The organism is Candidatus Palauibacter sp., assembly GCF_965237495.1.
GTDB lineage: Bacteria > Gemmatimonadota > Gemmatimonadetes > Palauibacterales > Palauibacteraceae > Palauibacter.
The window spans coordinates 3,094,739-3,109,699 of sequence record NZ_OZ250143.1 but is presented as its reverse complement, the minus strand read 5'-3'; the positions used below and the strand labels follow the sequence as shown (position 1 = coordinate 3,109,699).

The window sequence follows — 14,961 nt, the reverse complement described above, 5'->3', positions numbered from 1 at the left end:
TCGACCGCCCGCCCGCGCCGGGACCGTGCGAGATGCCGCCTCACCGCGACCCCTCCAGTACGGAGAGAAGGCGGCGGAAGGTCGCCTCGTCTCCGGGAAGCGTGATCCGGATCAGCTCCGGGAGATCCGGGAAGAGGCGCACCGCGATCCCGAACCGGTGGAACCGGCGATGCAGCGCCGCCGCCCTGTCCGTGGAAGCGAGGACGAAGTTCGCCTCCGAGGCGAAGGGCGCGGCCCCCGCCTCCCGCAGTGAGACGGGGAGCCTGTCGCGCTCGGACCGCACCGCCGCCACGTACCCCGCCGTGACCCGGTCTCCCAGCTCCAGCGCCTGCTCCGCGAGCCAGATCGACGGGCCCGAGAGGGGGAACGGAGGGCCGGAAGCCCGGAGTTCGGCGATCGCGGTGCGCGACGCGAACACGTAGCCCACGCGAAGCCCGGCGAGTCCCCACGCTTTCGAGAGCGTCCGCACGACGAGGATGTTGTCACGGGAGAGGAGCGCGGGCGTCGGATCGGAATCCGCGAACTCGACGTACGCGAGGTCGACGAGCAGCATCGCGTCGGCCGGCAGTCGTGCGGACAACTCGAGCAGGCGCGACGCCGAAACAACCCCGCCGGTGGGATTGTGGGGCGAGATCACGGTGACGAGTCCCGTCCGTTCCCCGAGCCGGTCGAGCGTCGGTTCCAGCGGAACGGGATCGTCCATCGCCGGGATCTCGCACACGCGCCCGCTCGCGAGCCGGGCGAACGTGGGCATCATCTCGAAGGTCGGCACGACGGTGACCATCTCCCTGCCGCCGGCGAGATACCGGCGACAGATGCGGTCGATGGCGTCGTCCGCGCCGCCCGTGACGAGGACTCGGTCGGCCCCGAGCTCCCAATTCCGGGCCAGGCGTCGCTCCAGCCCCTTCGCCTCGGGGTACCGCGTCAGCGTCGTCGCGGGCACCCGGCCGAGGAGGTGGACGAGTTCGGGCGCCGGGAAGAGGCGCTCGTTGTGATCGAGTCGCAGCGACTCCTCCGCCGGCATCGCCACCGCAGCCCCGCTCATACGACGATCTGCCCCGGCGCGGTCACGACGAGATCCGTGCCGCCGCGCGCCTTCACCCGCGGGATCAGCGCCGGCAGCACTTCACGCAGCACGGCGACGCGAATCGCGTATCCCTCGTCTCCGTGCAGGCGGGCCACGGTCGGCTTCCGCATGCAGGGAAGGATGCCGACGAGATCGTCCAGCCGCCCCGCGTCCACGTTGAGCTCGAGCATGACCCGGCGCCGGGCTTCGACCACCGACTCGAGCACCAGGACCAGATTCTCGATTCGCTCGCGATGCCGGGCGTCGTCGAGGGCGCGCGGGTTCGCGTACAGACGGGTCGAGGAGGACAGCAGTTCATCCACGATCTCGAGACCGTTGGCCTCCAGCGTGGCGCCCGTGGCCGTGTTGTCGACGATCACGTCGGCGTCTTCCGGCGGGAACACTTCAGTTGCGCCGTACGAGCGGACGAGCGTGGCAGCGAGTCCCCGCGCCTCGATCCAGCGCGACGTGAGGCGCCGGTATTCCGACGCGACCGTGAGGGGGATGCCGGGCTCCAGACCCGTTTCGACCAGCGAACGGGCCAGGGTGGCGGGAGCCGCCGCCACCACGCGCACCGGGTCGAGTCCGGTGTCGAGCAGTTGGACGAGCGTTCCGTCCAGTTCCTCCACCCAGTCCGCCCCCGCGAAACCCACGTCGCGCGATCCGGCGTGGAGCATCTCCACCACGTTCTGCGGCTTGAGCAGCTTCGCGCTGAAGCCGGCCATGGAGATGGACGGGCGGTAACGGCGCTCCCCGATGTCCACACGCACGCCGGCGGCGGTCATCAGTTCGAGCACGCCTGCCTGCATGCGCCCCTTGGGCAGGGCCAGCCTGGTTGTCTCGTGTGTCATCTTGTCGGATCTGCGGGCCGACACCGGCGGGGAGGCAGCGACAAAAAAAGCCGGCCACCCCGGGCCGGCATCGATCGTTCGCAACCTTGGTTCAGGATAGAGCTAGACGATCACCGGCCTCCGCGCGGGCGGTAATAAAAATAATGGCCGAAAAACGGATGCGTGTTCGTCATGGCCGCAGAGGATCGCACGCTGTCGCGTGCCTGTCAAGCGCGTATCCTTGTCGGGTCGCGCCGGCATGCGCCGGATTCCCGAACCACGTCAGCCGCGGAAATACGATGGCCGACCCCATGGCAGGGGAGTTGGGGGGACCGACGCCCGAACAGAGTCGCGAGACCCGACTACGCGTGTCGCCCTGGATCGAACGGACTTCGGTGAGACGCTGGGTCCCCGACCGCGGCGTCGCGCCGCTGCCCGCCGGATCGGAAGTCTTCCTCAAGCTGGAACTGTTTCAGCGTACCGGTTCCTACAAGGTCCGGGGCGCCCTGAACAACGTGCTCCGGGCGGACGCGGCGACGCTGGCCCGCGGGGTCACGGCGGTCAGCGCCGGGAACCACGCGATCTCCGTGGCCTACGCGGCGCGGGCCGTGGGCACCTCCGCCAAGGTCGTGATGCTCTCCTCGGCGAACCCGGCCCGCGTCGAGCGGTGTCGGAACTTCGGCGCGGAGATCGAGTTCGCGGAGGACGGCGCGAGCGGGTTCGCGCGCATGGAGGAGATCGAGAGGGAGGAAGGCCGGCTCAGCGTCCATCCGTTCGAGGGCGAGGCGACGGTCCTGGGAACGTCCACGGTCGGCCTCGAGATCGTCGAACAACTGCCCTCGCTCGAGGCCCTCGTGGTTCCGATCGGAGGGGGCGGGCTGATCTCAGGCACCGCGAGCATCGTGAAACAGCTTGCGCCGACTTGCCATGTGTACGGGGTGGAGCCGGTCGGGGCCGACTCCATGCGCCGCAGCCTCGACGCCGGCGAACCGGTGGCGCTCGACCGCATCGACACGATCGCCGACAGCCTCGGCGCCCCCCACGCCGCACCCTACACGTTCGGGCTCGTCCAGCGGTACGTGGACGATGTCGTGCTGGTCGATGATGACGCCATTCGCGCCGCGATGCGGGCCCTCTTCCTGGACGCGAAGGTGGTCACGGAGCCCGCTTCCGCCGCACCGTTGGCCGCCGCGTGCGGACCTCTGCGCGACCGACTCGAGGGGCGGCGCGTGGGGCTCGTCCTCTCGGGCTCGAACATCGATCTCGACACCTTCGCCACGCACATCCGGGCGGCCGGGTGAGGCGTCGGTCCGTGGCGCTGGCGCTCGCCGGTCTTGCGGGTCCGCGGATCCGGCGGCGGCCCAGGTGTCGCGCGAACCGGCGAGCGGAACGGCGGCCCTGCTGCAGGCGGTGAGCGCGCCGTCGGAGCGCGTGATCTGGGTCAGCGGCCACGAGGGCATGGTCCTCAGAAGCGTGGAATGGGGGAGAGACCTGGGAGCAGCGACACGTAGAGACGCTCGACTCGCTCCAGTTCCGCGACGTTCACGCGTTCGACGACGACCGCGCCGTGATCCTGAGCGCGGGTCCCGGCGAACAGTCGCGCATCTACCGGACGACGGACGGGGGCGGATCGTGGCGCCTCTCGTGGCTCAACCCCGAACCTGCTGGATTCTACGACTGTCTCGATTTCTGGGATGAGTGCCGCGGCGTCGCCTACGGAGACGCGGTGGACGGGGGTCTGCGAATCCTGTTGACGGAGGACGGCGGGCAGAGTTGGCGCATGGTCGATCCGGGTCGTCTCCCGCCCCCGGCCGGATCGGAAGGAGGGTTCGCCGCGAGCGGCACCTGCGTCGCGACTGGCGCCGGCGGACGGGCGTGGATCGGCACCGGCGCCGGCGACCGCGCACGGGTCCTGCATACGGATGACTACGGCGCCACGTGGCGGGCGTTCGATCTACCGATCGTGGCGGGCGACGTAGCCGGGGCGTTCACGGTCGCGTTCGCCGACGCAGACACCGGCTACGTGTTGGGTGGGGACCTCTCCGAGGCTGACACCTTCACGGCCAACGCCGTCCAGACCGCCGACGGCGGGGCGACCTGGCGGCTGGTTGGATCGCCTCCGTTCCCCGGTGCCGTGTACGGATCGGCCATCCTGACGATCGGGCGTTCGACGCTCCTCCTCGCGGCCGGCCCGAACGGGTTGGCATCGAGCGCCGATGCCGGCGCCGGCTGGACCCTCCTCGACGACCGGAGCTTCTGGGCGGTGGGTGCGGCGGGCGCGACCGCCTGGACCGTTGGGCCCCAGGGTCGGATCGTGCAGTTGAACTGGTCCGAGGAGGGCGGAACTACGTCTTAGAACCCCAACTGGTAGAACAGGCGGATGTTGCGTCCCGGCAGCGGCGCCAGGTCCTTCAGGAACGACGTATGACTGCGCGCCTCCGCGTTGGTGAGGTTGAGCCCGGATAGCACGATGCCGTGGACCAGACGCCCGTGTTCGATGGTGTAGTGCAGCCGCGCGTTGACCATCGTGTAGCCCGGTGTCGGGTCCTCGAATTCGGCGACGCGCTCCTGCGCCGTGGTCCGGCGCGCATCCAGCCGGGCACGAAAACGCGGCGTCTCGTAGTTCAACCCCAGACCGAAGCGCAACGGCGGGATTCGCGGGAGCGGGTCCCCGGTCTCGGTCTGTTCCGCCCGCACGTAATCGAGCAGCGCATCCAGGGTCACGTGGTATCCCGGCTCCGCGCCGTGGCGGAGATGAAACTCCACCTCGGTCTCGAAGCCGGTGAACCGGGCGCTGGCCTGAGACCAGATGACCTCGGGCAGACCGTCCCTCTCCTCTCCCGAGAATCTCTGATGGACGAAGTTGTCGAAGGAGTTGGAAAAGAGGTTGATCGACCCCCCGCACACGATCGGCGCCCAGGCGGATGCCGGCATCCAGGCTGATGCCGATCTCCGGCTCCAGGTCCGGGTCCCCGACCTCGAACGTGAGGGTGGCCAGATGGGGACCATGGGAGAACAGTTCTTCCGCCACCGGGAGTTTGACGGAGCGCGACCCGCTGAAGAGGAATTCCACCGCTTCGGAGGCCTGGATGACGGCGCCGAGCGACGTGGCTGCGGCGGTGTGTGAGCGTTCCAGCCCCGGCGCGGACGCCGTTTGGGCTTCGAGCCGTCCTCCCGCCTCGATGCGGATGGCTGACGATACGTCGATCGTCTCGTACAGGAAGGCCGCGATCTGGGTCGTCGTGGTCGCCGGCGTGAGCGCGTCGATCCCGAAGGACTCGAAATCCCGCTTTCGGGCCTGCAACCCGGCAAACCCGCTGGCGCGGTCTCCGAGACCGTGCTCCAGCTCGAGCCGGCCTTCCCACTCGTTGTTGTACTTTTCGGTTTCGAGTTCATGGACGCCTTCGTGCGGTTCGTCAACCAGTTCGAAGTGCTCGTAGTCTGACACCCCGAACCGGGCACGAATGCGTCGCGCGAACGAATCCCCGAAGCGCCAGGCGCCCTCCAGGTCCACTCGACGCTGCGTAAGGTCGACGGCGACATCCCCGACATCCGCTTCGTCCTGGCCGTCCTCGCCGTGATCCACCGGTTCCCCGGGATGAAGATGACCGCCCGGGATCCCGTACTCCGTGTCGTAGCCGGAGACGGACACGCCAAAGAACCCCGCCGGGTGGACATACGAGAGACCGGCCACCAGACGGGATGTCTCCGCCGACGAGTTCGGAAGGATGCCCTCGTCTTCCGCGCCCTGATGTTCGTCTTGCTCGTGCTCTTCGTGTCCTTCGTGAGGATCCGTCGGCTCGTAGCTGGCCTCCGGATGCCCGGGGATGGAGTAGTCGTCCGTTTTTCGGTAGAGGCCTCCGAGATGGTATGAGAGCGATCCCCGCCCACCGTCCACGTGCCCCGCCAGGCTCCGCTCGGCTGTCGCCGAACTCCAGCGCACGGAGAGAAGGCCCTCCATGAGACTCGGAGGCGTCTGCCCTTCCCTCCCTCCTGTCTGACCGGGAGGGCGCGTGGGGACCAAGGCTGAAATGGTGAGCACCAGATCTTAGGCCGGGGTCACCGTGACGGGCAACCACGAGACGGTGGTGGAAACCTTCTGTCCTCCCGGAGCATCACAGGCGATATGAGACACAGGAGAAAGGCCCGGGGATGGCTCCCGTCGGGAGGGAAGAGGCCCAGGGGTCGGTGGCTCGTGCTTCTTGCCGCGGCCATCCTCGCCGCCGGCCTCGGCTATCTTGCCTTCGAAGCGCGGGTGGCCCGCGAGTTCGACGCGCGCAACTCCATTTCGCCAACGAGCATCGTCGCGCGACCGTGGTTCCTCCACCCGGGCGACCGCGTCGACCCGCAGCGCGTCATCGACTACCTGGACCGAGCCGGCTACCGCAGGGTTTCGGGTGGCACGCCGGAATCCGGAGAGTACGGCGCGCACGGCCGGGAACTTCTCGTGGGCCGCCGAGCGATTCGTCTCGGGGGCATGTTTGATCCCGGCGTTCGCGTGCGCATACGATTCCGGCGCGACGGGCGCATCTCCGCGATCCGGAGTGCCGAGGGGCCCCACCTCGCCGGCCTTCTCCTCGATCCCGAGGTCATCGGGAAGGCGCCCGGCGACCGCAATCGGGACCGGGTCGTGGTGCGGTTCGATGAGGTGCCCGACCACCTGGTCGATGCGCTCCTGACGGTGGAGGACCGCCGCTTCTACGACCACGGCGCGCTGGATCCCCGCCGGATCGCGGGAGCGGCGCTCTCGAATCTACGCCAGGGCCGGGTGGCCGAGGGTGGGAGCACGATCACCCAGCAACTCGCCCGCACCCTCTTCCTGTCGACCGACCGCACGGTCTTCCGGAAGCTCCGGGAAGCCGCGATCGCGGTCGCTCTCGAACGGCGGTTTCCGAAGCGCCGCCTGCTCGAGTCCTACATGAATCACATCTATCTCGGCCAGAACGGCGGCGCCGGGATCCACGGCTTCGGGAGGGCCGCGCAGTTCTTCTTCGACCGCGACATCGCCGAACTGACGCTGGGACAGTCGGCGCTCCTGGTCGGGATCATCCGTGGGCCGAGCAGATATGCGCCGCACCGCCATCCCGAGCGCGCCCGGGCCAGGCGCGATGTCGTGTTGCGACAGTTGCACGCCCTGGGGCACATCGACGGCGATCGACTCGAGGACGAGCTGAGGGCCGCGGTCGATATTCGGATGCCCGCGATCCGGGAGATGGATGCCCGCTGGTACCTGGACTTCGTGCGACGGGAGCTGGCCTCCGGCGAACCCGCGCTCGAAGTGAGCGGCGGCGGATTCACCGTGGTGTCGTCCCTCGTGCCCGAACTGCAGCGTGCCGCGGAACGGGCGGTGTCCGACGGGCTTCGGCGGCTCGAGCGCCTCCAGCCCCGCCTCACGAGGCAACCCCGGCCCCTCCAGGCGGCCCTCATCGCCATCGACCCGCCTACGGGCGAAGTGCTGGCGATGGTCGGAGGCCGCTCGTACGGCGCGTCGCAGTTCAACCGCGCCACCGACGCCCGACGGCAGCCCGGGAGCGCATTCAAGCCGCTGGTGGCACTGGCCGCCCTCGATCCACGGGTTGATCCCCCCTACACTCTGGCTTCCGTCCTCCGGGACGAGCCGCTCGAGCTCGAAACGCCGGTCGGCGTCTGGCGGCCCTCCAATGCCGACCGCGCGTTTCTCGGCCCGATCAACCTGCGCGACGCGCTCGTCGGGTCGCGGAACGTGCCCTTCGCTCGTCTGGGTCTGGAGGTCGGGCCGGAGCGGATCGTGGAGACGGCCCGCCGGCTCGGGATCGAGAGCCCCCTCGCCCCTTACCCGAGCCTCGCCCTGGGAGCGTCCGAAGTCACGCTGCTCGAACTGACCGGAGCCTACGCCGTACTGGCGGCGGAGGGCAGGCGGGCCTCTCCTCGCACCGTCCGAGGCGTCCTCGACCGGTCGGGCCGGAGCGTCCGCGAGCGTCCGCGAGCCGGCGAGTCCGTCATCACGCCCGCGGAGGCGTACCTCGTGACCTCGGCTCTGCGGGGCGTCGTCGAGGAGGGGACGGGGAGCGGCGTACTCGAAGCCGGATACAGGGGACCGGTCGCGGCCAAGTCGGGCACGACCAACGGGTCCCGCGACGCGTGGTTCGTCGGCTACACGCCGGAACTGGCCGTGGGTGTCTGGGTGGGCTTTGACGATGGAGCGCGTGTCGGTCTCCCCGGGTCAAGGGCGGCCTTGCCCATCTTTGCGGATTTCCTGATTCGGGTTCTCGGACCGGGGGGTGGTCGTGACTTCCGCTTCCCCGAAGGGGTGGAATGGGTCGACATCGAACCTGCGACGGGCCGGCGCGCCGGGTGGGGGTGTCGAGGTGAGCCCGAACTGTTCCTGGCAGGCACCGCACCCGAAGCCTACTGCGGCTACCGCCCCGGTCCGTGGCGCCGCCGCACGCTGTCTCCCGCGTCGCCGGTGATCACCGACGACGCGAGAAACTTCAGACGTGGGCGTGACCCGGGCCGTGCTGGTGGTCCCGGCGCCCCTGATGAAGGACCACATGCAGCAGTGAGCCGCCGACAAAGGCCTGATAGATCTCGAGAACGGCATGTTCGTCCGGCAGCACTTCCGTCCCCGCCAGAGCCCCGATGACCGTCGCCACCATGATCGCCGCAACGCCGGTCAGGGCCCCCCGAACTCCGTGCCGGGGTTCGAGCAGCCACCAGATCAGCAAGCCGACGGCGACGCGGTGGAGGACGATGGCGGACGTGAAGGGAGCGCTCGATGTCCCGACCAGCAGGGCGCCGCCCTCCAGGAGCGCGTGCAGCACCAGCGACAGCACCCCAAGCGCGATCGTTGCGTTGTCCGTGTGCCGAGCCAGGGTCTTGGAGAGTTTCTCAAGGAGGTAGAGGAGGCCGATACCGGCCCCGACCGCGATGAGGGGCCCGATCTGGCGCTCGAGCCAGACATGGGGAAACACCTGCCAGGCGATCAGGAGGGGCAGCGCGACGAAGACGATGGTGTCGATGACCCGGATCGTGCCCGGCCTTCGGTGCAGCACAACATAGAGAACGACGCCGAAGGCCGGCGCGACGAGCGCTGCTATCAGCTGAAACACTCAGATTCCGGGCTCAGTCCCGCCCGACGGGTCCGTGGTGATCGCAGTGGTCGCCGTGCTGATGGTGCATGTGCCCGTCAACGACATAGTCGGTGTGGCCGTCGTGCTCCACGGCCTCGTGACCGCAGCCGTCACCGTGCGTGTGATCGCTGTCGTGACCGTCGCAGTCGTGGCCGTGGCCCTCCGCCGGGCCGTGGTCGTCGCAGTGGTCGCCGTGTGCGTGGTGCAGGTGGCCGTCGACTACGTAGTCCGTGTGTCCGTCGTGTTCCACGGCCTCGTGGCCGCAGTCCTCGCCGTGTACGTGCTCGTGGTCGTGACTTTCGCAGGCGTGATCGTGTCCGCCCATGAGTCAGCCTCCTTCTAGTGCGGTCGCGCGGTGGCGACGAGGTGATCGACGTGGTGGTCTTCGTTGCAGCGCTTGGCCGTGCCCTCCACCTGTACCGTGATGTGCTGGAGATTGAACTTCTCGTAGGCGATCTCCTGAATTTCGTGTAGCAGCCTCGCAGTATCACCCTCGTGTTCGGGATCCACCAGCACATGCGCGGTGAGCGCGTCGTAGCCCGGTGCGAGCGTCCACACATGGACATCATGGATCACGGTGACTCCGTCGAGATCTTCGATCTGGTGGCAGAGGCTGTATACATCGACGTGTTTCGGCGTCCCTTCGAGCAGCACGTGTACGACCTTCGCCAGCAGGCGCCACGTGCTGAGCAGGATCAGCACGCCGATGAGGACGCTGAGGATCGGGTCGGAGATGTGCCACTCGAAGGCCCACACGAGCACCCCGGAGATGATGACCGCGACCGACCCGAGCAGGTCGGCGATGACGTGGGCCAGGGCGCCTTCGACGTTCACGCTGTGCTTCGCGGACCGGTGAAGTACCCAGGCGGCGGCGAGATTCGCGAGGAGTCCGAGGGCCCCGACGACCAGCATCAGCCCTCCCTCGACCTCCGGTATCTCCCGGAAGCGGTGGTAGGCCTCGAAGATCACCCAGGCGGAGATCAGCCACAGCGTGAGGGCGTTGATGAGGGCGGCGAGGATCTCGAGCCGGTGGTAACCGAAGGTGCGCTGCACCGAGGCGGCCCGCGTCGCAAAGTGCACGGCGAACAGCGCGAGGCCGATGGAAGCCGCGTCGGTGAGCATGTGCCCCGCGTCGGCAATGAGCGCCAGGCTTCCCGACAGGATGCCTCCGATCACCTCGACGAACATGAAGCTGGCGATGATCACCAGGGCCAGCGTCAGGTCCCGCTTGCTGGCGTTTCTCAGCTCCTCCGAGTGGTCGTGGGCGCTGAAGATCCCGTGGCTATGGTCGTGATCATGGCCGTGGCCGTGGTGATGGTCGTGATCGTGGTCATGCCCGTGATCGTGGTCGTGGTCATGCCCGTGATCGTCACGACCGTCGCTGGAGTTCATAGAGACCATGACCATCCATGAGTAAACGCCGGATCTGTTGGGAGAAGGAAACTACCGTCCCGAACCGGCGTTTGACAAACCCTGCCCCCCCGTAAGGGAGGGATGTCAGCTGGGGTCAAGGGACCGCGGTGTAGTGCCCGTGAATGCAGAGCCAGCGACCCCCTTCGCGCACGAAGATCCGGGTGGACTTCCCCCGGCTCGTAAACCGCTCCTCACCGATGCGGCCGGAGTCGGTCCAATAGTAGGTGATCCATGCGACATCGCCCCGGACCGTGACCTGAGGTTGATGCATCTCGGTGTGGACGTCACGGGCTCGGTTCAGATAGTCCCCGTAACTCCTCAACTCGAGACCCTTGCCCTCGGCGAGATAGGCGTCGTTCTCCCCGAAAGCGGTGAAGTCCGGGTGGACGTACTGCGCGTAGGCGTCAAGGTCGCCCGCTTCGATCGCGGCCCACATCGCGACGAGGGTGTCGATGATCTCCTGCTCCTCGTCCTGAGCCCACGCCGTTCCCGGGGCGACAGTCGCCAGCGCGAGAACGGAGGACACCAGAAGCCCGACCCGGAGGCACCGGTTCGGCGCCCTTCGACGGATCACGGGACCCTAGCGACGCTCGTAGACCGACGTCTTGCCCTCAGCGTCGAACTGGATCACGTCGTACGGGTCGACTCGATTGCCGAACTCCATACCGGGAGAGCCCACCGGCATGCCCGGCACGGCGAGGCCGCGCGCGGACGGTGCCTCAGCGAGGAAGCGGGCGATAACTTCGGCCGGGATGTGCCCCTCGAACACGTAGTCACCCACCAGCGCCGTATGACAGGACTGAAGTTGCAGCGGCAGGCCCGCGTCCACCTTCACGCCCACCATGTCGTCGGTGTCCTCGACGTCGAGTTCGAAGCCGGCCTCCCGCATGTGGTCGACCCAGAGGGCGCAGCACCCGCAGGTGGGGGACTTGTAGACCTTGATCGTCGGAGCATCCGCGATGGCCGCAGCCAGCGTCGCGTCGCCGGCACCGCCATCCGCCACGACCGTGTTCTCCGCCTTCTCCGCGTACTCCGCCGCGGCTTCCGGCGCGCAACCGGTGACGATCAGCACCGTGCCCAGCACCACACAGGGCACCGCCGCCGCGAACATCCCTCGGAACATCTTCTCGAACATCTTCGCTCCTGGTTCGATTCCTGCCGCTTGCTACCGCAAGTTACCCGCAGCGCGCGCGCGGCGGTACCATTGGGAGACCGGATCGTGAACCGGGGGGACCGGCGTGCGACCCGTGAGAACAGCGAGGCGTGATGGAGACACTTGGATTCGACCTGAGTTCGATTGACCTGGTCCAGTGGTGGAGCCAGGTCGTCGCGTATACCGCTCCCCGCTGGCTGCCCAGCCTGGTTGTGCTGCTGATCGCCGGCGTCGTCTACGTGGTGGCGCGCTCCATTCTGGGCCGCGCGCAGAGAAACTGGGTGACGCGTACCGCGACAAAGCTCGATGACCTGGCCGTTCGACTGCTTCGCCAGGTCCTGCTCCTGTCGAGCGGAGCGTGGGCGATCTGGCGCCTGCTGGGCATCTGGGGGCTGCCCACGTTAGCCCAGTGGGTGCATGCGATCTGGATCGGCGTCCTGTTCTTCCCGCTCAGCCGCTTCGTGGGGGACCTCCTGACGGCGATCGAGAGCGAGGTCGTCTCCCGCACCGAGACATCGCTCGACAAGACGGCGCTCCCGATGATCAACAAGGCTGTCCGCTTCGTCATCGTCACGCTCGGCGTCGTGCTCGCGCTCTCCGAACTGGGCATCAACGTCGCGCCGCTGCTCGCCGGGGCCGGCGTCATGGGGCTCGCGCTGTCGCTCGCCGCCAAGGACACGCTCTCGAACCTGATCGCGGGTGTGCTGCTGATCGTGGATCGGCCGTTCCAGGTGGGAGACCGGATCGAACTGTGGACGGCGCCCAACGAGACCGGCTCATGGGGCGACGTGATCGAGATCGGCCTGCGGGCCACGAAGATCCGCAATCCGGACAACCTCGTCATCGTGGTCCCCAACAATCAGATCATGCAGCGCGACATCACCAACTACACGATGTCCGGCGAGGACATCCGGCTCCGAATCCCGTTCTCCGTCGCGTATGATTCGAACATCGACCGGGCAAAGGAACTGCTCGTCGGCATCGCCAACGCGGTCGACGGAGTGAAGGGAGATCCCGAGCCGATCGTCATCGCGCGCGGCTTCGGACCGTCGGAGGTGAAACTCGAACTGCGGGTGTGGATTCTGGACGCACGGGCGCGGCGAAGCATTGCGGACGAGATCAGCGAACGGGCGTTGCGGGCGTTCGCTGCGGCCGGCGTGGAGATCCCCTATCCGCGGCGGGAGTTGTATATCCGATCCGGCGACGGCTCGAACGCCGGTATCGTCTCGAACCCCCGTGTCGCCTCGACGCCCGCTGGCGGCTCTGACTCCGGCGGTGCCTGAGATGCGCGGAACAAGCCCGGCGGCGGGATGGCGGATCGTGGCGGCCGCGGCGCTGCTGGGCGCCCCGACCCTCCCGGTCGAAGCCGCGGGGGTCGTCCAGGACCCGTTCCCGGGTATCCGGTCCGAGTTGTTCGTCAACGTGACGGTCATCGATGGCCGTGGGGGACCCCCGCGACCCTCCTCCGCGGTCCTCGTCACGGGAGCGCTTATCCGCGGCGTCGGAACTCAGGGCTCCATGGTCGTCCCGGAGGGCTCGATGGTCGTGGACCTGTCGGGGAGCTACCTCCTCCCGGGGTTCATCGATGTCCAGGCCTCGCCGCGCACGACGGAGGACCTGCACGCCCTCCTCGCGTTCGGGATCACGGGCGTACGCGACGGGGCAGTCCCGCTGGATCTCTTCCAGGCGCGGGGGCGCGGAGGGTTCGGGGAGGATCCCGTCCCTTCCGTCTACATCGGCGGGCCGGTGCTGGACGCCGGGGGCGAGGCGTCCGGCGTGCGGCTTCAGTCGGAGGCCGCGGCCATCCAGGAGGTGGAGCGCCAGGCGCGGGATGGAGCGGACTTCATCTCCGTCTCCCCCAATGTTCCCGCGGAATGGCTGGTCGGGATCACCCGCGCCGCGCGGCAGGCGGACCTGCCCGTGTGGGCCGATCGCCGCGGAGAGGGGTGGCTGCTCGCCCTCCGCGCCGGAGCCGCCGTGGCGAGCCCGCTGGTGTCCGGCGATCCCGATCTTCTCCCGGAAGCGGAGCGGGACGGTTTCGAGGCGCTGGCGGCCGGAGGCGGGCCGCGCACACATGCGGACTGGCTCGAGCGTCTCGAGTCGCACGGCCCGGAGGTGGACCGCGCCGTCACCGCTCTGCTGTCGAACGACGCGACGCTGGCCCCGCTCCTCGCGAGCGCGGCGGCGCCTCTCGACTGCGCCCCCGATACGGCCGCATGCGCGTCGGTCTCCGAGGTCGAGCGGGCCGAGCTTCGTGCCGCGTGGCCGAGGGTTCAGGCCCTGGTCCGAACCCTGCACGGGCACGGCGTCCGCATGCTCGTCGGCTCCGACGCCCCCCGAACCACCGACTGGGGGAGCGGCTTTCACCACGAGATGCAACTCCTCGTGGAGGCCGGTATCCCCGAACTGGAGGTCATCGGGATGGCGACGCGCAACGCGGCGACCGCCCTCGGTCAGCTGCACGAACGGGGGACCATCGAACTCGGCAAGCGGGCGGATTTCCTGGTGCTCGAAGCGAATCCTCTCGCCGACATCCGGAATGCGAGCCGGATCTCGCTGGTCGTGATCGGGGGGCGGGCGTGGAGCCTGGGGTCGGACGGCCGCTGGGAGCGCGTCCGCTTCAACTGATCTCGGTGGCTGAAGGCGATCCGGCGGGACGAGCGCCCGGGCGGCGTGGCGTCCTGCGTTGCGCGAGGCTCTGGCAATAGGCATCGCGACGCCGGGTCAGGTCCTCGATGACCCCGGCCTTGAACGAGTCCGCGCCGTACCAGGTGGCCAGCCGCTCGCGGTACGTCGCGATGTCGAGGACTTCCGCGCCCAGCCACACGTGCTGAAACGGCCTCGGGAAGCGCTCGCCGGGGGCCTGGATGTTGTGAAGCCCGCCGCTGTATGCAATGAGCAGCCGTCCGCCCTCCCTCGAAGCGAGGATGTCGGCGATTCCGCCGCGGATCGTCATCGGATTCCCGGAGAGATCGAGCCCGGTCCGGCGCTTCATGCGCCCTTCCGGGCAGATGATGATCAGCGCCTCGGGATCCCGGATCTGGTCGAGCACCTCGGTCCACGTGTCGTCCCGCTCGCGCGTCACCGGCACGACTTCGCGAGCGATGAGTCGAAACAGCCGGCCGGCGACGGGGCGCGCGACCGTCTTGTCGGCGACCGGGACGACCCCGTGCGCGGCGATCCGCCAGAGCAGGCGGTTGGGTACGATCGACAGCAGTACGGGCTCGAACAGGCTCGTGTGGTTGAGGAGCGCGAGCACGCGCAGGCCGGACCATGGCTCGTCGACCTCACGGACCCACTCCAGCCGAACCCTGGAAAAGATCCGGCTCGCGGCCTTGATCGTGAGGAGAAGAAGAAAGACGATATAGCTGCGCATTTCGCGCAGTGTGC

The 14,961-nt window shown here is 68.5% G+C and carries 13 protein-coding genes and 1 pseudogene; 6 read left to right on the top strand and 8 right to left on the bottom strand.

Annotated elements, in window-relative coordinates; all coding sequences use genetic code 11:
- Nucleotides 1-40 precede the first annotated feature (40 nt).
- Both ACPXY0_RS13630 and hisG read right to left on the bottom strand, forming a co-directional pair.
- A complete protein-coding gene (locus ACPXY0_RS13630) occupies nucleotides 41-1,045 on the bottom strand; it encodes a pyridoxal phosphate-dependent aminotransferase (RefSeq protein ID WP_423925433.1) in 1,005 nt (334 codons plus the stop codon).
- The gene (gene hisG, locus ACPXY0_RS13625) at nucleotides 1,042-1,917 is read right to left on the bottom strand and encodes an ATP phosphoribosyltransferase (protein ID WP_423925431.1); all 876 of its coding nucleotides are present in this window, start codon (nucleotides 1,915-1,917) and stop codon (nucleotides 1,042-1,044) included. Before hisG ends, ACPXY0_RS13630 begins: the two co-directional genes overlap by 4 nt.
- A gap of 278 nt (nucleotides 1,918-2,195) precedes the next feature.
- On the opposite strand from hisG, the gene ACPXY0_RS13620 reads away from it, so the two are divergent.
- Nucleotides 2,196-3,197 carry a threonine ammonia-lyase gene (locus ACPXY0_RS13620; protein ID WP_423925429.1) on the top strand — a complete coding sequence of 334 codons (1,002 nt, stop codon included), beginning with the start codon at nucleotides 2,196-2,198 and terminating at the stop codon, nucleotides 3,195-3,197.
- 266 nt (nucleotides 3,198-3,463) lie between these two features.
- Complete coding sequence (locus ACPXY0_RS13615; RefSeq protein ID WP_423925427.1) at nucleotides 3,464-4,252, top strand: WD40/YVTN/BNR-like repeat-containing protein; 789 nt, start codon at nucleotides 3,464-3,466, stop codon at nucleotides 4,250-4,252.
- Here the strand turns inward: ACPXY0_RS13615 and ACPXY0_RS13610 are convergent.
- Both ACPXY0_RS13610 and ACPXY0_RS13605 read right to left on the bottom strand, forming a co-directional pair.
- Nucleotides 4,249-4,830, bottom strand: coding sequence for a TonB-dependent receptor (locus tag ACPXY0_RS13610; RefSeq protein WP_423925425.1), 582 nt, complete (start codon nucleotides 4,828-4,830; stop codon nucleotides 4,249-4,251). The two genes, ACPXY0_RS13615 and ACPXY0_RS13610, sit on opposite strands and share 4 nt — an antisense overlap.
- A 28-nt stretch (nucleotides 4,831-4,858) precedes the next feature.
- Nucleotides 4,859-5,857 (bottom strand): annotated as a pseudogene (locus ACPXY0_RS13605) (TonB-dependent receptor domain-containing protein); the annotation flags it as partial.
- 165 nt (nucleotides 5,858-6,022) lie between these two features.
- Between ACPXY0_RS13605 and ACPXY0_RS13600 the strand changes: the two are divergent.
- The gene (locus tag ACPXY0_RS13600) at nucleotides 6,023-8,518 is read left to right on the top strand and encodes a PBP1A family penicillin-binding protein (protein ID WP_423925423.1); all 2,496 of its coding nucleotides are present in this window, start codon (nucleotides 6,023-6,025) and stop codon (nucleotides 8,516-8,518) included.
- Between the two features lie 503 nt (nucleotides 8,519-9,021).
- Nucleotides 9,022-9,348 (top strand): hypothetical protein, encoded by a 327-nt coding sequence (locus tag ACPXY0_RS13595; protein WP_423925421.1) that lies wholly within the window; start codon nucleotides 9,022-9,024, stop codon nucleotides 9,346-9,348.
- Here the strand turns inward: ACPXY0_RS13595 and ACPXY0_RS13590 are convergent.
- The 3 genes from ACPXY0_RS13590 to ACPXY0_RS13580 all read right to left on the bottom strand — a co-directional run bounded on the left by ACPXY0_RS13590 (nucleotide 9,345) and on the right by ACPXY0_RS13580 (nucleotide 11,553).
- Complete coding sequence (locus tag ACPXY0_RS13590; RefSeq protein ID WP_423925419.1) at nucleotides 9,345-10,406, bottom strand: cation diffusion facilitator family transporter; 1,062 nt, start codon at nucleotides 10,404-10,406, stop codon at nucleotides 9,345-9,347. The genes ACPXY0_RS13595 and ACPXY0_RS13590 overlap by 4 nt on opposite strands.
- A gap of 106 nt (nucleotides 10,407-10,512) precedes the next feature.
- Complete coding sequence (locus ACPXY0_RS13585; protein WP_423925417.1) at nucleotides 10,513-10,944, bottom strand: DUF4440 domain-containing protein; 432 nt, start codon at nucleotides 10,942-10,944, stop codon at nucleotides 10,513-10,515.
- Between the two features lie 54 nt (nucleotides 10,945-10,998).
- A complete protein-coding gene (locus tag ACPXY0_RS13580; protein WP_423925415.1) occupies nucleotides 10,999-11,553 on the bottom strand; it encodes a DUF411 domain-containing protein in 555 nt (184 codons plus the stop codon).
- Between the two features lie 131 nt (nucleotides 11,554-11,684).
- Between ACPXY0_RS13580 and ACPXY0_RS13575 the strand changes: the two genes are divergently transcribed.
- The gene (locus tag ACPXY0_RS13575) at nucleotides 11,685-12,854 is read left to right on the top strand and encodes a mechanosensitive ion channel family protein (protein WP_423925413.1); all 1,170 of its coding nucleotides are present in this window, start codon (nucleotides 11,685-11,687) and stop codon (nucleotides 12,852-12,854) included.
- A 1-nt stretch (nucleotide 12,855) separates the two neighbouring features.
- Entirely contained in the window at nucleotides 12,856-14,199 is a 1,344-nt protein-coding gene (locus ACPXY0_RS13570; RefSeq protein WP_423925411.1) for an amidohydrolase family protein, read from the top strand.
- Here the strand turns inward: ACPXY0_RS13570 and ACPXY0_RS13565 are convergent.
- Nucleotides 14,192-14,947 (bottom strand): 1-acyl-sn-glycerol-3-phosphate acyltransferase, encoded by a 756-nt coding sequence (locus tag ACPXY0_RS13565; RefSeq protein ID WP_423925409.1) that lies wholly within the window; start codon nucleotides 14,945-14,947, stop codon nucleotides 14,192-14,194. The two genes, ACPXY0_RS13570 and ACPXY0_RS13565, sit on opposite strands and share 8 nt — an antisense overlap.
- Nucleotides 14,948-14,961: the final 14 nt, after the last annotated feature.